This window comes from Lutibacter profundi, assembly GCF_001543325.1.
Classification (GTDB): Bacteria; Bacteroidota; Bacteroidia; order Flavobacteriales; family Flavobacteriaceae; genus Lutibacter; species Lutibacter profundi.
The window spans coordinates 1471657-1493526 of record NZ_CP013355.1 but is presented as its reverse complement, the minus strand read 5'-3'; the positions used below and the strand labels follow the sequence as shown (position 1 = coordinate 1493526).

Here is a 21870-nt window from a genome sequence, read left to right as displayed (position 1 = left end):
ATAAATGCTTAAAAAAATTGCTTTAAACTTATTACTATTTTCAATGTTTGGGCTAAAAGCCCAAATTATTGTTTTAAAAGGTACTGTAAAAGATAGTTTACAAAACCCATTAACGTATGCTAATGTAATTGCAAAACCGCAGAATAGTGCTATAAATTTATCTTTTGCAATTACTGATGAACAAGGTAGGTATAAATTAGAGTTAACAAAAAATGAATCCTACACTATTGAAGCCAGTTTTTTAGGATATACAATTCAAGGTTTTGAGGTTAATAGTAGTGAAAGTGGCGAAAAAGATTTTATCTTAAAACAAGCATCTCAACAATTAAATGAAGTTGTAATTATTCAACAATTGCCTGTTGAAGTTAAAGAAGACACAATTACCTATAGAACAAAAGCTTTTATAACAGGTAATGAACGTAAATTAAAAGCCGTACTAAATAAGTTGCCAGGTGTAGAAGTTGATAAAAATGGGTTGGTTACAGTACAAGGAAAAAAAGTGACTCATATGTTGGTGGAAGGGAAAAAGTTTTTTGGAGGAAACTCTAAACTTGCGGTTGAAAATATACCAGCTGATGCTGTTGGAGAAGTGGAAGTAATTGACAATTATAATGAAGTTGCTATGTTAAAAGGTTTAACTGAAACCGAAGATATGGCTATGAATATTAAGCTAAAAAAAAATAAAAAGAAATTTACTTTTGGAGATGTTGAAGTTGGAAAAGGCACTAAAAATTATTATTTAGCACATACAGGTTTGTTTTATTATAGTCCTAAAACAACAATTAACTTTATTGGAGATATAAATACTTTAGGAGATCATTTTTTTACAATCAAAGACTATATTCGTTTTGAAGGAGGAATTAACAAAATATTAAGTACAAATGGTTCGGTATATAATACTTCAAATAGTAATTTCAGCTCTTTTTTTAATTTTGAAGATGTAACAAAAAGCATTAATAAATTTGTAGCTTTAAATTTAAATACACCTATTTCTAAAAATACAGCTATTTCTGGGTATATATTGTTTTCTGATTCACAAACCACAGCATTTAATGAAAGTTTAAGGCAATATTTATTTATTGATAATACTTTTGAAGAACAATTAAGTGAGAAAAAGATTAATAACAATAAATTAGCAATTGGTAAAATAAGTTTTGAACATAAACCTAGCTTTAAGAACGAGTTGTATGTTAATACTCAGGTTAAATATAATGATGTAGGAAGTGTAAGTGAAAATCAATCAATAATAAATATTAATGAAATAAATTTTATTATAAACAAAAACTCAACAGATTTATTAGTAAAACAAGATGTAGAATGGCATAAAAAATATACGTCTAAACATACAACATCATTTGTTTTAAACTATGAACATCAAAAGAGTACGCCAAAAAATCAATGGTTTACGGATACTCCTTTTTTACAAGGTTTAATACCTTTACAAGAAGATGATAATTATACGATTATACAAAATATTAACAGACAGTCGCATAAATTAGAATTAGGACTCAAACATTATTGGATTTTAGGGGCAAAAAGTCAATTAAATACCACTTTTGGAAATCACTATTTTAAAGAAAATTATGAAACAAGTGAAACTCAAGAATTATCAGATGGAACTATCAATGATTTTAAAATTGCCAATTTTGATAATTATTTAAAATACACCTTAAATGATGTTTTTATTGGAATGCACTATAAATTTAAGGCGGGTAAACTAGTAGTTGAAGCACGCGGAAATTTTCATAATTATAATTGGGAAATTAATCAAGATACCAATATCATTAGAAGCAAATTATCTTTACTACCCAATATTACTGCAAAATACTCATTTTATAAATCAGAAAAATTGCATTTTAATTATGCGTTAAAAAATAGATTTGGAAAAACCAATCAGTTTACAAACAATTATACATTATTAAATTATAATTCAGTGTATAAGGGAAATTCAAGTTTAGAATACACAAATTATCATACAGCTAGGCTTTTGTATACTAAATTTCAATTATATAAAAACATAATTATGAGCGCTAGTGTTGGATATAATAAAAAGAAAGAAAGTATAAAAAACGAGATAATTTTATCGGGCACAAATAAATTTTTGACCCCAATTTTATTTGAGCATCCAGAAACGAATTGGAATTTTAGAGGTGATATTTATAAACGTTATGGAAAGTTTAAAATTAGATTTACTGGACGATTTGACATGTCTGATTATAGGCAATTAATAGACAATAAATTATCTCAAAATAAAAATAAAAGCCAATATTACAAGTCAAGTTTAAGTACTAATTTTGAAAAAGCTCCAAATATAAAAATTGGTTACAATCTTAAGTTAAATGACTATCAATCTTCAACTTTAAAAAGTAATTACACTACAAAAGAGCCTTTTGTTGAAATTGAATACAATTTTTTAAATGGGTTTATTTTTAAGACAGATTATTATAAAAATACTTTTGAAAACAGAGCTTTAGCTCAAAAAGATTTATATGAACTTGCAAATACATCACTTTTTTATCAAAAAGAAGATAGTGCTTGGGGTTTTGAAATTAAGGCTAATAATTTATTAAACATAAACTATAAGCGTTCAAATAATATAAATGAATTTTTAATCTCAGATGTTAAAACATATATATTACCTCGTGTAGTATTATTTACAGTTTCATACAAATTATAATTACTTCCTTTTTTGTCCTCTAGTTTTAGGTTTTTTGTATTTTTTAGCAATTTCTCTTCTGTATGAACCACCTAAGTTAACACGTTTGTTTTTTTCTTTTTTCTCATGAAAAGCAGGGCCACTTGGTTCTGTAATTGTCTTTTTCTTACCAACACTTTCTAGTGCTACTTTTGGCATTTCCTCGTCAATCTTCTGTGTAGAAATTTCAATGTTTTCAGGTAAATCGTACACTTCAATTTCAGTATTCATTAAAAGTTCAATTTCACCTAAATAATCAACTTCTTCTTCAGTAAAAAAGGAGATAGCAGTTCCTTCTTGTTCAGCTCTACCAGTTCTTCCAATTCTATGCATATAATTTTCAGGTTCTTCAGGAATATTGAAATTAATAACATGACTAACATCGGTTAGATCTAAACCACGTGCAATAATATCGGTTGCTATTAATATATTAAAAAACCCTTTTTCAAAGTTTTTCACAGCGCGTAAACGGTAATTTTGTGTTTTATTAGAATGTATTACATTGGTTGCTCCAGGTAATAAAACTTCCAACTCTTCAAACAGAATATTGGCTTGTTTTTTATTTTTTACAAATACTAATACTTTAGTATAAATCGCTTTATCTTTTAACAATTCAACTAAAAAATTAACTTTTGTATAAAAATTAGGAACAGGATAAGCAAGTTGTTTAATGGTGTCTAACGGGCTTCCGCTACTTGCAATTTCAATTTTAATAGGTGATTTAAAAAACTGATCTAATAAACCAGCTACTTCTTTTGTTAATGTTGCGGAGAATAAAATACTTTGACGTTTTTTAGGCAACAAATCAAGCAGTGTAATTAACTGAGGTCTAAATCCTAGATTCATCATTTCATCAACTTCATCAATTACTAACTTCTGAATGTGTTTTAGTTTTAAAATACCATCCAACGCTAAATCTAATAAGCGACCTGGAGTTGCAACAATAATATCTTGCCCTTGGTACACCAATTGCTTTTGCTTGTTTAAGTTTGTTCCTCCATAAACACCAGCAAACCTTACATTAATATAGGGAGTAAGATTTTCAATTTCTTTAATAACCTGCACAACCAATTCACGTGTTGGAACAATAATTAATACACGAGGGTGTTGTTGCTTTGAGAATGTTAATTGTTTTAAAATAGGTAATAAATACGCAAATGTTTTACCAGTTCCGGTTTGTGCAATACCTACCATATCTTTACTACTCATAATTACCGAAAAGGCTTTTTCCTGAATAGGAGTAGGTGTTGTGAAGCCCATTTCGTCTAAGGCATCTAATAAAAAACGGTTTAAGTTTAAATCGGAAAAGGTCATTGTTCTATTTTTTTGCAAATGTACTATTTAATTAGGTAACAAGTTATAGCGTTAACAAGTTGCAAAACTGTCTTGATATTCCTACGAAGGCAGAAATAGTATGCTTTTTTAGTTGAAAAATCGCTAATTAATTTTTTCAAATAACAACCAACTGTTTGGATCAAATTTTAATTCTTTTACATCTCCATTGGTTTCAATTACAAAAGGTTCATTTTTAGTTGTAATTTGAATAGTTTTAATTTCAGAAGTGCCATTTTTATAAGTAAGCTCTATATCTAAAGGAAATTGAAAAATAGTTTCTTGGGTTTGCTCAATAATTAATCGAACTTTTTTATTGTAGTAAATCCAATTTGTTTTTAGTATTGGATGACCAGATTTATAAAGCCATTGCGTAAAGAAAATATCTAAATTTTCACCAGAAACTTTGGTCATTACATTTTTAAAATTAGTTGTTGAAGCATTCCTGAATTTATATTTTTTATAGTAAGTTTTAATTCCATTTCTAAAAATGGTATCACCTAATTTATGTCTAAGCATATGTAAAACCCAAGCTCCCTTTTGATAGGAATTTGCATTTAATAACTTCATGTAATTTGTTGTTTTGGTGTTAATTACAGGTAGTTGCTTTTTTTGATGAAAATTTAAAACTGTTTTACGTTCATTTTTTATTCTTTCTAAAAAGGCACTTTCCCCTTTGTCTTTTAAAATAAATAAATCTGTAAAATACGTTGCAAACCCTTCACTTAGCCATAAATGAGGCCAGTCAATCTCTGAAACTGAATTTCCAAACCATTGATGTGCAATTTCATGAGCAATTAAATCATTGTGATTTTGTTTTCCATTTACAACTTCTTCAAAATAAAAAATATTTCCGGCATTTTCCATACCTCCAAAGCGTGTTTTGGATTGTACATTTGCTAATTTTTGAAAAGGGTATATTCCAATATTTTCAATAAAAAAGTTAAGTATATTTTTAGCCTTAGAAAAATCATTAAATCCTTGTTCTTTTGTTTGAGGATATACCCAAGTTGAAACAGGTATATTATGTGTTTCTCCTAGGTTTTGAACGGCAAATTTGGCAATGCCAATTACCATTACTTTTGTTGGTAAAGGAGTCAATGTTTGCCAATGATATTGTTTTGTTGTATTCGTTATGTTGGTTTCTTCAACTTGAAAACCATTTGCAATAACCTGATATTGATTAGGAGCCTCAACAATATATTCAATGGTTGCTTTATCTGATGGATGATCTACACAAGGAAACCAATTGTGCGCTCTATTGGGCCAATTGTCTCCAAAAAAAGTTCTATCACCATACATGTTTTCACCAATAATTAACCCATCTTTTGGAATGCCTCTATACTTAATGGTATATGTATACACTATGCCGGGAAAAGGATGCTTAGGATAAATTGTAAGTAAATTGTTTTTGTGTAAAAATGCAACTTTTATGTTGTTTTGGTAAATAGAATCTATAATCATCCCTTTGTTACTAACACTATCTTTTTTAACGAAATCAAGTTTAAATTTAGTTACAGGCTTCTTAAATTTTAATTGAATTTGAGCTGTAGCATCAATACTATTGGTGGAATCATTAACAATAATTGTTAATTTATAGTGTTGTATATCAATAGTGTTAAATCGCTGTTTATAATTTTGAGCAGTAAGGGTTGAGGTTATCACTAAAAATATAAAAGTGATAGATAAATTAATTTTCATAGAAAAAGGTATAAAATAAACACCAAATATACATAGAAACCTCTAAATAAAATTTAACCTAGAAATCATAAATTAGAGATTCCACAAATAAAGAAATAAACAATTCATAAATACTTCATATCTTTACACCCTTAATATTTTAAAACCTGTAAAATGGATTACGGAAAAGAATTTAAAAAATTTGCAACAAAAGATCAAGGAATTAACAGTATGCATTACGATAAGTTGGTAAGTAGTGTTACACCATATATTATTGAAGAGCGTCAGTTAAACGTTGCACAAATGGATGTGTTTTCACGTTTAATGATGGATAGAATAATTTTTTTAGGCTCAGGTATTGATGATAATGTCGCTAATATTATTCAAGCTCAATTGTTATTTTTAGAAAGTGTAGACAGCTCTAAAGATATTTCAATATACATAAATTCTCCAGGAGGAGGTGTTTATGCAGGTTTGGGAATATATGATACAATGCAATTTATTAAACCTGATGTAGCCACAATTTGCACAGGTATGGCAGCTTCAATGGGTGCTATATTAATGTGTGCAGGTACAAAAGGAAAACGATCTGCATTACCACATTCTCGTATAATGATTCATCAGCCAATGGGAGGAACTCAAGGACAGGCTAGTGATATTGAGATTACCGCACGAGAAATATTGAAATTAAAAGATGAATTATACCAAATAATTTCGAAGCACTCTGGTCAAACTATAGAGAAAGTTCATGCAGATTCTGATAGAGATTATTGGATGAAGGCAGATGAAGCAAAAGCTTATGGAATGATTGACGAAATTTTAGTGAGAAAATAAAAAGTTTTAAATTTAAGGTTACTAAATAATTGATGAAATGGCAAAAGAGGAAGTTTTAGAATGTTCGTTTTGTGGTAGAAAAAAGCCAGAAACCGATTTGCTTATTGCAGGTTTAGATGCACATATTTGTGATAAGTGTATTGAACAAGCACACGGAATTGTAATAGAAGAAATGGCTGAAAATAGTAGTTCTTCTCTTACTTCTGAATTGATTGTTAAAAAACCAATAGAAATTAAAGAATTTATAGACCAATACATGATTGGTCAAGATCAAGCAAAACGTGTTATGTCAGTTGCGGTTTACAACCATTATAAAAGATTGTTACAACCGGTTACCAAAGATGAAGATGATATTGAAATAGAAAAAAGTAATATTATTATAGTAGGAGAAACAGGTACCGGAAAAACATTGATAGCTCGTACTATTGCAAAAATGTTAAATGTACCTTTTTGTATAGTAGATGCTACTGTTTTAACTGAAGCCGGGTATGTTGGTGAAGATGTTGAAACTATATTAACTCGTTTATTACAGGCAGCAGACTATGATGTTGCTAAAGCAGAGCGGGGTATTGTTTTTATTGATGAAATTGATAAAATAGCACGTAAAGGAGATAACCCTTCAATTACTCGTGATGTTTCTGGAGAAGGAGTTCAGCAAGCGTTATTAAAATTGTTAGAAGGCTCAGTAGTAAATGTTCCACCAAAAGGAGGAAGAAAACACCCAGATCAAAAATTTATTGAAGTAAACACCAAAAATATTTTATTTATGGCTGGTGGCGCTTTCTCAGGAATTGATAAAGTGATAGGGAAAAGGTTAAACAGACAAGCTGTAGGATATAGTGCCTCTATAAAAGTTGATAAAGTTGAAAAGGAAAATTTACTGCAATATATTATTCCTAGCGATTTAAAAACATTTGGTTTAATACCTGAAATTATTGGTCGTTTACCAGTATTAACACATATGAATCCTTTAGATGAAGATACCTTGAGAGCTATTTTAACGGAACCAAAAAATTCTATTATTAAGCAGTACAAAAAACTATTTAAAATGGATGGCATTGATTTTTCTATCAATGAAAATGCATTGATGTATATAGTTGACAAAGCTATCGAATATAAACTAGGAGCTCGTGGTTTAAGATCACTTTGTGAGGCAATTTTAACAGATGCAATGTTTGAATTACCAAGTACAGATGAAAAACAACTGAAGGTTACCAAGAAATATGCAGAAAATAGTTTAAACAAATCAACCTTAAAAAAGTTAAAAGCAGTTTCTTAATTTAAAATAAACATATTGCATTATAGTTGGCAAGCAATAATGAGAGTGGCCTTGTCATTTCGAGCGAAGTCTAGAAATAAATAATTATATAACTAACATTTCGACGGCGTTCAATGTGACAATTGGTTTTTTTTTATCTTTTTAAACAACCTTTATTTTTTATCTAAATTTTGTAATTTAGGAATCTTAAAAAAATAAGAATATTGATTTCCAGAGAAACCATAGATAGAGTTTTTGAAACTGCTCGTGTTGAAGAGGTAATTGGCGAATTTGTTCAATTAAAAAAGGCAGGAAGCAATTTTAAAGGGTTAAGCCCATTTTCTGATGAGCGAACGCCCTCGTTTATGGTTTCACCAGTGAAGCAAATTTGGAAAGATTTCAGCACAGGAAAAGGAGGGAATGCCATTTCGTTTTTAATGGAACATGAACATTATTCGTATCCAGAAGCTATTCGATATTTGGCTAAAAAATACAATATTGAAATTGAAGAAACGGAACAAACTAATGAACAAAAGGAACAAGCGGATGAGCGAGAAAGTATGTTTTTGGTTTCAGAATTTGCACGTGATTATTTTCATAAAATTTTAGTAGAAGACAGCCAAGGTAAAGCAATAGGGTTAAGTTATTTTAAAGAACGTGGCTTTACAGATGAAACCATTCAGAAATTTCAATTAGGATATTCATTAGATGAATGGGAAGCATTTACTTCTGAAGCTTTAAATAAAGGTTATAATCTAAAACACCTAGAAACAACTGGGCTTACCATTGTAAAACAAGATTTACTTTCTGATACAGGAACAAAACAATTTGACCGCTTCAAAGGGCGAGTAATGTTTCCAATTCACAGTATGAGTGGACGCGTTTTAGGATTTGGAGGAAGAATTTTAACGAATACTAAAAAAGCAGCCAAATATTTAAATTCTCCAGATAGTGATATTTACCATAAAAGTAATATTTTATATGGAATTTATTATGCAAAACAAGCTATTGCTAAAGAAGATAATTGTTATTTGGTTGAAGGTTATACAGATGTAATTTCGTTTCATCAATCTGGAGTTGAGAATACTGTTGCATCTTCTGGCACAGCCTTAACTGAAAATCAAATACGCCTTATTAACCGACTCACAAAAAATGTAACCATTCTTTTTGATGGTGATGCAGCGGGTATTAGAGCTTCTATAAGAGGTATAGACCTTATATTAGAGCAAGGAATGAACGTAAGAGTATTAATGTTTCCTGAAGGTGATGATCCAGATAGTTTTGCTAAAAAAGTTTCAAATGAGGAATTAAAAGAATATTTACAAAATAATTCACAAGATTTTATCAATTTTAAGGTTTCCTTATTAATGAAAGATGCACAAAATGATCCTGTTAAAAAAGCAGGTTTAATTCGTGATATTGTGATTAGTATTTCTAAAATTCCGGATAGAATTCAACGTGAAGTGTACATTCAAGAATGTTCCAGAATTATGGATATTTCTGAAAATGTTTTGTTTAGTGAATTGGCTCAACTTGATAAAAAAGAGAAAAGAGATGCTACAAAAAGACCAACTCAATCAAAACTAACAGCACCTGTTTTACAAAAAACACCACAATTTGAAAAAATTGATGAACTTAAAAAATATGAACGTGAGATTATAAAAATCTTATTGTTATACGGTAATAATGAGGTTGAATTTGAAAATTTTATTGCTGGTGAAGAAGTAGATGATAATGAAGTAACTCCTTTGAAAAAAGAATATTTTAAAAATGTAGTTTCTAACGAAATTTATTTGAATTTGCAGGAAGATGAAGTTGAATTTACCGATGAAAATTTTAAACAAATTTATTATGAAATAATACACCAGCTAAACCAAAGTAAATCTATTTTAGTTGATGCATTTATAAATCATTCAAATACTGAAATTGCAAATTTGGTAACCAATATTTTAATGGATGAAGAAAAACATACATTGAGTGATTGGAAACGGAAAAATATTGTTATTAAAAGCAAAGAAAAAGACTTGGCTAAAATGGTATTAGATGCTATCTATAATTTACGTCGTGTACTTATTGAAGAAAAAATTAACTCATTAATTTCCGTAAACGAAAATATTGATGAAAGGGAACAGGTTTTGGAAACAGTTGTAAATTATACGAACTTAAAATTACGATTATTTGAACGGTTAAATAGAGTTGTTTAAATCTAAATTATTCATCTTTCCAACGGTTTGTTATAGGCATTCTTCTTCCCTGTCCAAAAGCCCTAGAAGTAATTCGTAAACCTAAAGCAGCTTGTTGTCGTTTGTATTCATTTCTATCAACTAAACCAATAATTTTAACTACAACACTTTTTTCAAAACCTAAATCAATAATTTGTTCACTACTTAAATCGTCTTCTACATAAGCTCTTAAAATAGGGTCTAAGATATCATATTCTGGCAATGAATCTGAATCCTTTTGGTCTTCTCTTAATTCTGCAGACGGTGGTTTGGTAATGGTAGAAACAGGTATAATTTCTTTTCCATTTACATTATTTATGTAAGTTGATAATTCATAAACTTTAGTTTTTAACACATCTGAAATTACGGCTAAACCACCAGCCATATCCCCATAAAGTGTTGAATAACCAACAGAGCTTTCTGATTTGTTTCCTGTAGTAAGCACCAAATATCCAAATTTATTAGAAAGTGCCATTAAAATATTTCCTCTAATTCTGGCTTGAATATTTTCTTCTGCAACATTAAATTTAGTATTTGAAAATTGATTTTTCAAGGAGTCTAAATAACTTATATAAATATTTTTAATAGGAATTATTTCACAAGGAATATTCAAATTTTTTGCCAATGCTAATGAATCTGAAATACTTCCTTCAGATGAAAATTTACTTGGCATACTTACACCCTTTACATTAACATTACCTAAGGCCTCTACAGCAATTGCAGCAGTTAAGGCTGAATCAATACCGCCACTTAAACCAATAATTGCATTTTTAAAGCCATTTTTTCTAAAATAATCTTTAACGCCTAAAACCAATGCCTTATATATAGATTCGTTTTCATTTTCAATAAAATCGATTTCATTTTTTGTTTGAATATTAGAAATATAACTCAATTCTTCAGCAAATGCTTTACTTTGTTGTACTAACTTTCCTTGGTTGTTTATAACATAGCTTCTACCATCAAAAATTAAATCATCTTGCCCTCCAATTAAGTTGCAATAAACTATAGGAATGTTATTTTCTTTGGCTTGTTTTGCAACTACATTTAGTCTAATTTTGTCTTTACCTGCGTGAAATGGTGAAGCAGATATATTGATAATTAATTCTGCTCCTTTTTGTTTTAAATCTGTAGCAGGGCCGTTATCAATCCAAATATCTTCACAAATGGTAAGTCCTATTTTTACGCCTTTTAAAGTGTAAATAGCAGTTGAATTTCCTGCTGTAAAATAACGCTTTTCATCAAAAACATCGTAGTTTGGCAAATGAATTTTATGATAAATACCTATAATTTTTTGATTCTCAATTAGTGCGGCAGCATTGAATAGCTTTCCATTTTTTTCATCAACAAAACCAACAACAACAGCAATGTTTTTTGTGTGTTCAACTATATTATGAAGAATTTCAATATTTTTTTTAATAAAGCTTTTTTTTATTAATAGATCACGTGGAGGGTATCCTGTTAAAGTCAATTCAGGGAATACCACCAACTCAGCTTTTTCGGTTTTAGCACTATTAATATTGGAAATTATTTTTTCAAAATTTCCATTAATATCTCCAACAGTTGTGTTTATTTGAGCAATAGCTATTTTTATAGGCATAGGTATCGAGTTTTAAAACAAGATTTAAAGGTTTCTATTAAACTAATTTAATATTTTTGTCGTTATTTAAATTAACGGCGTAAAGATAGAAATTAATGAATAGAGTTTATATTTCCATTTTCATTTTATTATTGGGAGTTTCTTGTACTACTACAACAAAAAAAGAGGTTGATGTTTCAAATATTAAAGTAACTGTTAACATTGATAGGTTTGAGCAAAAATTTTATACAGCAAACAAAAAAACGTTACCTAATATTGAAAAAGAATATCCATATTTATTTCCTATTAAAAATGATAGTATTTGGTTGAATAAAATTAAAAATGAAGCTGAATTATTTCAAGAAACACAAAATGTTTTTAAAAATATTGATACTGTAAAAAAACATATAATAAATTTATTTAAGCACGTAAAATATTATCATTCAAGTTTTAAACCTCCTAAAATAATTACGTTAATAACAAATTTAGATTATGAAAATAAAGTAATTTATGCAGATAGTTTACTGTTTGTTTCTTTAGATATGTATTTAGGGAAAAACAGTAATGTGTATAGCGATTTCCCAAAATACTTATCCCAAAATTTTAACAAGTCTCAATTGGTTGTTGATATTGCAACAGCTATAAGTGAACGTTATTTTATCCCCGATAGAAGCCGTCAATTTTTAAATTTAATAATTAACGAAGGGAAAAAGATGTATTTATTAGACCGTTATTTACCAACTTTTTCTGATGCTCAAAAAATGGGATATACCCAAGACCAACTAGGTTGGGCCATAGCAAATGAATCTCAATTGTGGAAGTATTTTATTGAGAACAAATTATTGTACAGTACTAATGCAGATTTGCTTACACGTTTTATAACGAATGCTCCTTTTTCAAAATTTTATATTGATATTGATAAAGAATCACCTGGTAGAATTGGAGTTTGGTTAGGGTGGCAAATAGTACGTTCATATATGAACAATAATAATGTAACTTTGCAAGAACTTCTGCAAACAAACGCTGAAGAAATTTTTAAAAAATCAAAATATAAACCTAAAAAATAATGGCCGTAGCACATACATCAAAAATAGAGTTTAAAGTAGGGTTAGACGAAAATAAAATTCCTGAAAAAATTCATTGGTCTGCAGAAGACAATAATATAAAAAACGAAGAAGCTAAAGCTATTTTAGTCTCAGTTTGGAATCCAAAATCAAAAGAAACACTTAAAATGGACTTATGGACTAAAGATATGCCTTTAGATGAAATGAGGTATTTTTTTTATCAAACGTTGGTATCCATGGCAAATACGTTTGAACGTGCAACTAATGATGAAAAAATGAGTGCGACTATGCATGATTTTTGTGACTTCTTTGCAGAGAAATTAGAACTAAAGAAAAAGTAACTCAGATAGATAGTTTTAAGCGTTTTTTATAAGTTCAATAACTTCTTTGTAATCTTCTTTATTACGTACAAAATCTTTTTTAGAAACATCAATAATGAGCGTATTTAAATTTTCTTCAGTTTTTATAAAAGTTGAATAACCTTTGTGAATTTTATCTAAATATTCAGGGGCAATATTTTGCTCATAATCTCTTCCTCGTTTTTTTATATTTTCAATTAAACGGGGAGTTTCCTGATATAAATAAATATACAAATCTGGTTTTGAAATTTCTTTATACATAATATCGAACATTCTTCGGTATAAGAAATATTCATCTTTTGGCAATGTTACTTGCGCAAAAATTAAAGATTTAAAAATGTAATAATCAGATACAATAAAATTTTTAAATAAATCAAATTGTGCTAAATCATCAGAAAGTTGCCTGTATCTATCAGCTAAAAAACTCATTTCTAGAGGAAAAGCATATCGTTCTTTATCTTCATAAAATTTAGGTAAAAAAGGATTGTCGGCGAAACGTTCTAATATTATTTTAGCATTAAAATCTTCGGCAATCATATTGGTAAGTGTAGTTTTGCCAGCACCAATATTCCCTTCAATGGCTATGTAATTATATTTTTCAGAAATAGAAATAGGACGTTTTAGCTTTAGATAAGTATTTTCAATTTTACCATTGTCTGTACAATTGCTTAAACAAGTTTGAATACGTTTTTTTTCAATAGGGTGTATTAAATTAGGTGCAATTTCAGCTAAGGGAACCATTACAAATTTACGCTTCAACATATTCTTATGTGGAACTATTAATTCTTTTGAAAAAATAATTTCATCATCAAAAAGTAAAACATCAATATCAATGCTTCTCGCGTTGTATTTAGTAGATAAATCTTGTGTTCTACCTAAAGAGAATTCAATTTCATGAATAGATTTTAGTAAATCTTCCGGATTTAAACTTGTAAATACTTGTATGCAAATGTTATAAAAATCAGCACTTTTAAATCCCCATGATTCCGTTTTATAAACAGTTGAAATTTTAGCAATTGAGCCAATGTTTTTAGCAATTAAATCCACCGCTTGTTGTAAAATTTCAAGCTTGTTCCCAAGGTTACTTCCTAAGGATAAATATGTGGTTCGTACAATTTGCATAAAGTGAATACAAAGAAAAGAAAAGTATCATTTAAAAACATATCTTTGTTGCTCAACTTATAAACATTTATTTGTTTTTTCATTTTTAAATTTAATATTTCTATGAATTTTTTAAGAAACTTGGCAGCATCAATTATTGGGACTTTAATTGCCTTAGGCTTAATTGTTATGTTATTTTTGTTAATAGCCGCAACTTTTGGAGATACCAAAAAAGTGGTTTTGAAAAGTAATTCGGTTTTAGAGTTAAAACTTGAGAATATAGTAAAAGATTATGCCCCAAAAAGTAATGATCCTTTAGACGAGTTGTTAGGTTTTAATGATAAAAAATTAGGATTAAATACCGTTATTAATGCAATTGAAAATGCTAAAACAGATGATAAAATTAAAGGAATAAGTATTTCAACTCTAGGTGTTAATGCTGGTATTGCTCAAACGCAGGCTATTAGAGATAAACTTTTTGAGTTTAAGGAATCGGGCAAATTTATATTTGCTTATGCCGATTTTTATGATCAGAAATCTTATTATTTAAGTTCTGTTGCTGATTCTATTTTTGTAAATCCAGTAGGTGGAATTGATTTTAAGGGATTGTCTTCTGAAGTGTTATTTTATAAAGATTTACAAGAGAAAACAGGTGTTAAAATGGAAGTAATACGGCATGGAAAATATAAAAGTGCTGTTGAGCCTTTTCTATATAATGAAATGAGTGAGAATAATAGAGAACAAATATCTTCGTTTTTAAAGTCTATTTGGAATGAAATGTTAGTTGATATTTCTGCTAATAGAGGTGTAACAATAACTGAGTTAAACAAAATTGCAGATAATTTATTGGCTAGAACACCCAAGTTAGCTATTGAAAATAATATTATTGATGCTGCTATTTACGAAGACGAATATGTTGATAAATTAAAGAAAATTTCTGGAATTTCAAAAGATGATGATTTAAATAAAATTTCTCTTTCTAATTATATTTCAAAAGGAAAGGGTCGAGTTTTATCTACTGCACCTCATAAAATAGCCGTTATTTATGCACAAGGTGAAATTATTTATGGCAAAGGAGATGAAGATAAAATAGGACAGTACTTAATTATTAAAGCATTAAAAAAAGCAAGAAAAGATAAAAAAGTGAAGGCAATTGTGTTGAGAGTTAATTCACCAGGAGGTAGTGCCTTAGCATCAGAGTTGATTTGGAGAGAATTAGAATTGACAAAAGAAAAATTACCTTTAGTTGTATCTATGGGCAATTTGGCTGCATCAGGAGGATACTATATATCTTGTAATGCTGACCGAATTTTTGCTGAACCAACTACAATTACAGGTTCAATTGGTGTTTTTGGGATTCTTCCAAATTTTAGTAAACTAGCAAAAAATATAGGAATTAATGCAGAGCAAGTAAGCACCAATACAGGAGCAAATTATAGTGTTTTTGAACCTATGTCAACTAAGTTTAGATTGGTGACAGCAGAAGGTGTTGAGAATATTTATAATATATTTTTAGAAAGAGTTGCTAAAGGAAGAAATATGAGCAAACAAGCTGTTGATAGCATTGCTCAAGGTAGAGTTTGGTCTGGAGTTGAAGCTTTAAATAAAGGATTGGTTGATGAATTAGGTAATTTAAATGATGCTATTTTGTATGCCGCTGAGTTGGCTGAAATAACAGATTATAAAACTCGGAATTATCCAAGTTATAAAGTTGATTTAGAAGATAAATTAAGTAATTTCCCTTTCGTAAAATCTAAAAACAAAATTATACTAGAAGAATTAGGTGAAAGTAATTTCAAAATCTATCAAACAGTTAAACAATTTTCAAAGCTAAGAGGTATTCAAACAAGATTGCCTTTTGTTATAACAATTAATTAAATTCGTTCAAAAGTTACAAAGCTATAATTGTAGTTGTTTTTTTCATCTGCCTTAAAATTTTTTCTTGAAGTTTCTTTCCATATTGATTTGTTTATTTCTGGAAAAAAAACATCGGCTTCAAATTTGTGATGAACAAAGGTTATATCAAGTTTATCAGCAATTTTAATAGCTTGTTTGTAAATTTCAGCACCACCTAAAATAAAAGGACTTTCATCATTTTTTACAGATTCGAGAGCTTGCTGTAAAGAGTTTACTACGATACAATTTTGTGCTGTAAAATTAGTGTTGCGTGTAACAATTATATTAGTTCTGTTAGGAAGAGGCTTTCCTAAAGATTCAAAAGTTTTTCTCCCCATAATTACATGGTGATTGGCTGTTACTTTTTTAAATCGTTTTAAATCGGCGGGCAAATGCCATATCAATTTATTGTCTTTTCCTAAAGCGTTATTCTCAGCTACTGCAGCAATAATGGTTATCATTCTGTTGTTTAATTGTTTAAAGTATCTTCCTTTTTTTTAAATTCTGAAGTTTGGTGAGTGTTGGAAGTTATTTTTTTTTCAAGTTGTGCAATTTTTTGTTTCTGTTTTAGAACAAGTTTATCTAGTTGTTTTCGTTCCCATTCCTTACCCATAAATCGATTGGTAATAAAAACGTTTATAAAATGAACTATTAAGAAAAATAACCATAAAAGTATTGCCCAAACAAACCAATTTTCGAAAAGAGTTTCACCAATTTTTAAAACTTTATTGAGTACAATAAAAAATACAGATCCAATTAAAAAAAATACAAAATGAAAATACAATCGCTTTTTTTGCTTTATGCGATTTCGAGCATTTTCGTATACTTCGTATTTATCATCCATGGAAATTGAATTTACATACTTTTAACCCACTCTTTTATATAAGCTGTAAAATCTTCAGTTTCCCTTAAATTTTCTTCTTGTACGTTTTCGTGAATAAATGAGATAAATTTTGAAATATTCTTATCAGAAGTATTGAAAATTAATTCAATAGATTTTAATAGATTCACATCATCAATTTCAATGATTCTTTGAATTATTTTATTTTTTAATTGTAGAGCGTCCATTTTTCTAATTATAACTTTTTTAAATTTATTTATACAGATACAGTTCCTTTAATATGCGGATAGGGATTGTAATTAACTAAATTAAAATCCTCAAATGAAAAATCAAAGATATTATTAATTTTTGGGTTAATTTCCATTTTAGGTAATTCTCTTGGTTCACGAGATAATTGCAAGTCTATTTGTTCTTTATGATTGTTATAAATGTGAGCATCACCAAATGTATGTATAAAGTCACCAGGTTTTAAGTTACAAACTTGTGCCATCATAAGTGTTAATAATGCATATGAAGCAATATTAAAAGGAACTCCTAAAAAAATATCAGCGCTACGTTGATATAATTGACAAGATAATTTTCCTTCAGTAACATAAAACTGAAAAAAAGCATGGCAAGGAGGTAAAGCAGCCTTATTGTTTGAAACATTTTCAGCAAAAGAAATAGTAGTATCGGGTAAAACACTTGGATTCCAAGCTGAGATTATCATTCTTCTACTATCAGGGTTTGTTTTAATTGTTTCAATTACTTCTTTAATTTGATCTATTCCCTCACTGTTCCAATTGCGCCATTGATGTCCATAAACAGGCCCTAAATCGCCATTTTCATCGGCCCAAGCATCCCAAATTTTCACACCATTTTCATTTAGATATTTTATATTCGTGTCTCCTTTAAGAAACCATAATAATTCATAAATAATAGATTTTAAATGTAATTTTTTTGTTGTTAGCATTGGAAATCCTTTGCTTAAATCAAAACGCATTTGGTATCCAAAAACACTTTTTGTTCCGGTTCCGGTTCTATCTTCTTTAATAATTCCGTTATCTCTAACGTGCTTTATTAAATCTAAATATTGTTTCATATTAAACTAACTTCTTAAAACGAAATTTATTTTACACTTAGTGCTTAATTTCTTTAATAACTTCAGGGTTGTGTTTGTATTTAAAAATAAGACGAAATACAATGGCTAAAATTAATGCATAAGCTGCAAATACGAGCCAAATACTTAGCCAATCTCTGCCTGTTTCTGTAGTGAAATGTTGTACTACAAAACCACTACCCATACCACCTAAAACAGCTCCAACACCGTTGGTTAACAGCACAAATAAACCTTGAGCACTTCCTCTATATTTACTGTCTGTTTCAGTTTCTATAAATAAAGAACCCGATATATTGAAGAAATCAAACGCAGCTCCATAAACTACCATAGACATAATTAGATATCCTAAACCTATACCTTCTGGTGCTGCCACACCAAATAATCCAAAACGTAAAAACCATGCAAGCATACTCATAATCATTACAGTTTTAATGCCAAACCTTTTTAAGAAAAAAGGAATTGTTAAAATAAACAATGTTTCAGAAACTTGAGATAGGGCAATTATAGTATTAGAATTTGTTACGGCAAACGAATTGGGATAATCAGCAGTAAAACTTCTTAAAAATTCAGATGCCCAAGCATTTGAAATTTGCAAAACAACTCCTAGTAAAGTCGCAAATATAAAGAATACAGCCATTTTGTACTCTTTAAATAACACAAAAGCATCCAATCCCAAACGTTGTATTAAAGACTTGTTTTCAGATTTTGATAAAGGTACATTAGGAATGGTAAATGCATATATTCCCATTAAAAGTGAAATTCCCATTGCAAAATAAAATTGCATATTGTTTTGTGCCCAACCAAGGGTTCCAACAGCTACTTCTGCAACTATAAATCCAATTGTTCCCCAAACACGGATTTTAGGAAATACTTTTATGATATCAAGTTTGTTTGAGGTTAAAATACTGTAAGAAACAGTGTTAACTAAGCCAAGTGTTGGCATATATACAGTTAAGTAGCCTAACATCATCCAAAAGAAAGTATCAAAATCTTTTGTTTGTGCTAAGAAAAACATAAATCCTGCGCCAATAATATGTAATATTCCTAATAGTTTTTGGGCATTGAGATATTTATCTGCAATAATACCTACAATTCCCGGCATTACTAGTGAGGCTATACCTAACGTTGTAAATATTTTACCAATTTGTATTCCTTCAAAATGAAGTTGCCCTCCTAAATAGCCACCCAATGATATAAGCCAAGCTCCAAAAACAAATAATTCTAAAAAATTTAAAATGGTTAAGCGTAATTTTATATTCATATTTTAAGTTCTTTTATTTATTTCATCTCTAATTTTTGCAGCTAATTCGTAATTTTCTTGTTCAATAGCTTCATTTAGTTTTTTATTTAATTGCTTTAAAGTATCTTTTGAAAATGAACTTTCTTTTGCAGGTTCATCATCTATTAAATTTTCAATACTTAATGGGCTATTTTCAGTAGCTAAGTCATCTTTCATTTTTAAATAAATACCAGCTTGGTCTAATATATTTTCATAGGTAAAAATTGGAGCATTAAAACGAGTTGCCAATGCAATGGCATCAGAAGTTCTGGTGTCTATAATTTCTTCAATTTTATCTCGTTCACAAATTAAACTTGAAAAGAATATTCCGTCAACCAATTTATGAATTATAACTTGTTTAATAACAATGTGAAATCTATCTGCAAAAGTTTTAAAAAGGTCATGAGTTAGTGGGCGAGGAGGTTTAATTTCTTTTTCAAGTGCAATTGCTATTGATTGAGCTTCAAAAGCACCAATAACAATGGGTAATGTTCTTGGACCATCCACCTCGCTAAGAACCAATGCATAAGCTCCACTTTGTGTTTGGCTATACGATATCCCTTTAATATTTAAACGAACTAAACTACTCATAAGTTAAAATTAGCAAAAAAGGCTATCTAATCAAAGGACTTTGATGTCCAATCATTAGACAGCCTTGTTAAGAGGCACAATTTAATAAAATTATGCGTTATTTGCTTTAAATTCTTTTAACTTTTCAATTAATTTTGGAACTACTTCAAAAGCATCCCCAACTATTCCGTAATCAGCCGCTTTAAAGAAAGGGGCTTCAGGGTCTGTGTTAATAACAACTTTTACTTTAGATGAATTAACTCCAGCCAAATGTTGAATTGCTCCTGAAATACCTATAGCAATATATAAGTTTGCGGCTACGGGTTTCCCTGTTTGTCCAACGTGCTCACTATGAGGTCTCCAACCTAAATCAGATACTGGTTTAGAACAAGCTGTAGCTGCACCTAATACGGCTGCTAAATCTTCTATAATTCCCCAGTTCTCAGGACCTTTTAATCCTCTACCACCTGAAACAACAATATCCGCATCAGCTATGGTTACTTTGCCTGTAGTTTGCTCTACAGATTGTGAAATAAGAGTGCTTTCAATTAGTGAAGGAGAAAATTCTTCGAGAGTCCCTGAAACTTCGTTTTCATGCAAACCATAAGAATTTTTTGCCAAACCAATTACCTTAATTTCAGTAGTTATTTGTGTATTGTTAAATGCTTTGTTTGAAAAAGTCTTTCTTTTAATGGTAAATGGTGATACAGAACTTGGTAAAGCTACCACATTACTTGCGTAACCTGCATTTAAATCTACAGCAACTATAGGAGCTAGATACAATCCATTTGCACTTGAATCAACAATTATTACTTGTGCACTTTCTTTTTCAGCTGCTTGTTTAATAACATCAGCATAAACTTTGGCATTGAAAGTTTTTAAATTATCGTTTAATACGTTTAGAACTTTTTCAGCTCCGTATTTGTATAACTGTGTAGGTTCACTTGAATTTATGGTTAACACTACAATATTGGTTCCTAGTTGTTCTGCAACTTTTTTTCCGTATGAAGTTGCTTCAAAATTAGATTTTTTAAATTTCCCTTCCGATGTTTCGGCAAAAACTAAAACTGACATATTTTTCTAGATTTGTTGAATCGTTTATTCATTTAGTTGTTTTTGTGTCAATTTTACACAGTTCAACAATTAAACAAATTCACATAAATTAATGATTATATTACTTTAGCTTCATTGTGTAGTAAACTAATAAGTTCCTCTACATTATCGGCATCTACAATTTTACAAGCAGATTTAGCAGCCTGTTTTTCAAATGATACAATTGAAGTTGCTGGAGTGCTATTTATAGGTTCTACAACAGTTAAAGGTTTTTTACGGGCCATCATTATTCCTCGCATATTGGGAATACGTAAATCTTTTTCTTCAACCAACCCTTTTTGTCCTGCAATAATTAAAGGTAAATTTGATGTAAGCACTTCTTTTCCTCCGTCAATTTCACGAGAAACAGTAGCTTTATCTCCATCAATATCAAGTTGAATACAAGCATTTACAAAATTGTAGTCTAAAATAGTTGCAAGCATTCCAGGAACCATTTCACCATTGTAATCTATAGACTCTCTTCCCGCAAGTATCAAATCATAACCGCCGTTTTTAACAACTTCAGCTAGCTCTTTAGCAACAGCAAAACCGTCAGTAGCTTCAGTATTTACTCTAATTGCATTGTCTGCACCTATAGCTAATGCTTTACGTAAAGTAGGTTCAGAAGTAATTGTTCCAACATTTACTACCGTTACAGTAGCACCTTGTTTCTCTTTAAACCACATTGCCCTTGTTAAGGCAAACTCATCAAAAGGGTTTATAACAAATTGCACGCCATTGGTATCAAATTTAGAATCATTTTCAGTGAAATTTATCTTTGAAGTGGTATCTGGAACGTGACTAATACAAACTAATATTTTCATACTATTACTTATTTTAAATATTTGATGTAAAATTAAATCTCTTTTAAATATTTGGTACGAATATACTACTTTTTTTTAAAATACTATGCGCGCATAGTAAAATTTTATAAAATACAATATTTGTTGATTCTAATATTAGAAATGCTTA

At 29.3% G+C, this 21870-nt stretch carries 19 protein-coding genes; 7 read left to right on the top strand and 12 right to left on the bottom strand.

The features are described from left to right. The first annotated feature begins 4 nt into the window (after nt 1-4). Nucleotides 5-2677: a carboxypeptidase-like regulatory domain-containing protein gene (locus Lupro_RS06585; RefSeq protein ID WP_068207632.1), complete on the top strand. Its 2673-nt coding sequence runs from the start codon at nt 5-7 to the stop codon at nt 2675-2677. On the opposite strand, the gene Lupro_RS06580 is transcribed toward Lupro_RS06585, so the two are convergent. Continuing rightward, nucleotides 2678-4009 carry a DEAD/DEAH box helicase gene (locus Lupro_RS06580; RefSeq protein WP_068207629.1) on the bottom strand — a complete coding sequence of 444 codons (1332 nt, stop codon included), beginning with the start codon at nt 4007-4009 and terminating at the stop codon, nt 2678-2680. A 123-nt stretch (nt 4010-4132) separates the two neighbouring features. Then, nucleotides 4133-5728, bottom strand: a complete 1596-nt coding sequence (locus tag Lupro_RS06575; RefSeq protein ID WP_068207627.1) for a M1 family metallopeptidase — start codon at nt 5726-5728, stop codon at nt 4133-4135. A 153-nt stretch (nt 5729-5881) separates the two neighbouring features. Between Lupro_RS06575 and clpP the strand changes: the two genes are divergently transcribed. The 3 genes from clpP to dnaG all read left to right on the top strand — a co-directional run bounded on the left by clpP (nt 5882) and on the right by dnaG (nt 10003). After that, nucleotides 5882-6541 carry an ATP-dependent Clp endopeptidase proteolytic subunit ClpP gene (gene clpP, locus Lupro_RS06570; RefSeq protein ID WP_068207625.1) on the top strand — a complete coding sequence of 220 codons (660 nt, stop codon included), beginning with the start codon at nt 5882-5884 and terminating at the stop codon, nt 6539-6541. Nucleotides 6542-6578: 37 nt separating this feature from the next. Beyond that, entirely contained in the window at nt 6579-7820 is a 1242-nt protein-coding gene (gene clpX / locus Lupro_RS06565) for an ATP-dependent Clp protease ATP-binding subunit ClpX (protein WP_068207622.1), read from the top strand. Nucleotides 7821-8023: 203 nt separating this feature from the next. Further along, the gene (dnaG, locus tag Lupro_RS06560; protein WP_068207619.1) at nt 8024-10003 is read left to right on the top strand and encodes a DNA primase; all 1980 of its coding nucleotides are present in this window, start codon (nt 8024-8026) and stop codon (nt 10001-10003) included. Nucleotides 10004-10010: 7 nt separating this feature from the next. Here dnaG and Lupro_RS06555 read toward each other — a convergent pair whose 3' ends face one another. Further along, on the bottom strand, nt 10011-11618 hold the full coding sequence (locus Lupro_RS06555; RefSeq protein ID WP_169792338.1) for an NAD+ synthase: 1608 nt from the start codon (nt 11616-11618) through the stop codon (nt 10011-10013). A gap of 95 nt (nt 11619-11713) precedes the next feature. Here Lupro_RS06555 and gldB point away from each other — a divergent pair, with 95 nt between their 5' ends. Together gldB and gldC are read left to right on the top strand one after the other, a co-directional pair. Further along, nucleotides 11714-12664, top strand: a complete 951-nt coding sequence (gldB, locus tag Lupro_RS06550) for a gliding motility lipoprotein GldB (RefSeq protein WP_068207615.1) — start codon at nt 11714-11716, stop codon at nt 12662-12664. Continuing rightward, complete coding sequence (gene gldC / locus Lupro_RS06545; RefSeq protein WP_068207613.1) at nt 12664-13002, top strand: gliding motility protein GldC; 339 nt, start codon at nt 12664-12666, stop codon at nt 13000-13002. The genes gldB and gldC overlap by 1 nt, the downstream gene beginning before the upstream one ends. A 15-nt stretch (nt 13003-13017) precedes the next feature. On the opposite strand, the gene folK is transcribed toward gldC, so the two are convergent. Next, complete coding sequence (gene folK, locus Lupro_RS06540) at nt 13018-14142, bottom strand: 2-amino-4-hydroxy-6-hydroxymethyldihydropteridine diphosphokinase (protein WP_068207610.1); 1125 nt, start codon at nt 14140-14142, stop codon at nt 13018-13020. 102 nt (nt 14143-14244) lie between these two features. Between folK and sppA the strand changes: the two genes are divergently transcribed. After that, complete coding sequence (gene sppA / locus Lupro_RS06535) at nt 14245-15999, top strand: signal peptide peptidase SppA (RefSeq protein ID WP_068207608.1); 1755 nt, start codon at nt 14245-14247, stop codon at nt 15997-15999. Here the strand turns inward: sppA and Lupro_RS06530 are convergent. From Lupro_RS06530 to Lupro_RS06495, 8 genes are all read right to left on the bottom strand, one after another. Continuing rightward, nucleotides 15996-16478, bottom strand: a complete 483-nt coding sequence (locus Lupro_RS06530) for a dihydrofolate reductase (protein WP_068207604.1) — start codon at nt 16476-16478, stop codon at nt 15996-15998. The genes sppA and Lupro_RS06530 overlap by 4 nt on opposite strands. An 8-nt stretch (nt 16479-16486) precedes the next feature. After that, the gene (locus Lupro_RS06525; RefSeq protein ID WP_068207601.1) at nt 16487-16861 is read right to left on the bottom strand and encodes a 2TM domain-containing protein; all 375 of its coding nucleotides are present in this window, start codon (nt 16859-16861) and stop codon (nt 16487-16489) included. A gap of 11 nt (nt 16862-16872) precedes the next feature. After that, entirely contained in the window at nt 16873-17085 is a 213-nt protein-coding gene (locus Lupro_RS06520) for a hypothetical protein (RefSeq protein WP_068207598.1), read from the bottom strand. A gap of 29 nt (nt 17086-17114) precedes the next feature. Further along, a complete protein-coding gene (locus tag Lupro_RS06515; protein ID WP_068207595.1) occupies nt 17115-17939 on the bottom strand; it encodes a thymidylate synthase in 825 nt (274 codons plus the stop codon). Nucleotides 17940-17976: 37 nt separating this feature from the next. After that, a complete protein-coding gene (locus tag Lupro_RS06510; RefSeq protein ID WP_068207592.1) occupies nt 17977-19218 on the bottom strand; it encodes a nucleoside permease in 1242 nt (413 codons plus the stop codon). Nucleotides 19219-19221: 3 nt separating this feature from the next. Further along, nucleotides 19222-19827: a bifunctional nuclease family protein gene (locus tag Lupro_RS06505; RefSeq protein WP_068207590.1), complete on the bottom strand. Its 606-nt coding sequence runs from the start codon at nt 19825-19827 to the stop codon at nt 19222-19224. A gap of 90 nt (nt 19828-19917) precedes the next feature. Continuing rightward, complete coding sequence (locus tag Lupro_RS06500) at nt 19918-20880, bottom strand: electron transfer flavoprotein subunit alpha/FixB family protein (protein ID WP_068207588.1); 963 nt, start codon at nt 20878-20880, stop codon at nt 19918-19920. Between the two features lie 95 nt (nt 20881-20975). Then, a complete protein-coding gene (locus tag Lupro_RS06495; RefSeq protein WP_068207585.1) occupies nt 20976-21722 on the bottom strand; it encodes an electron transfer flavoprotein subunit beta/FixA family protein in 747 nt (248 codons plus the stop codon). Between the last annotated feature and the right edge of the window lie 148 nt (nt 21723-21870).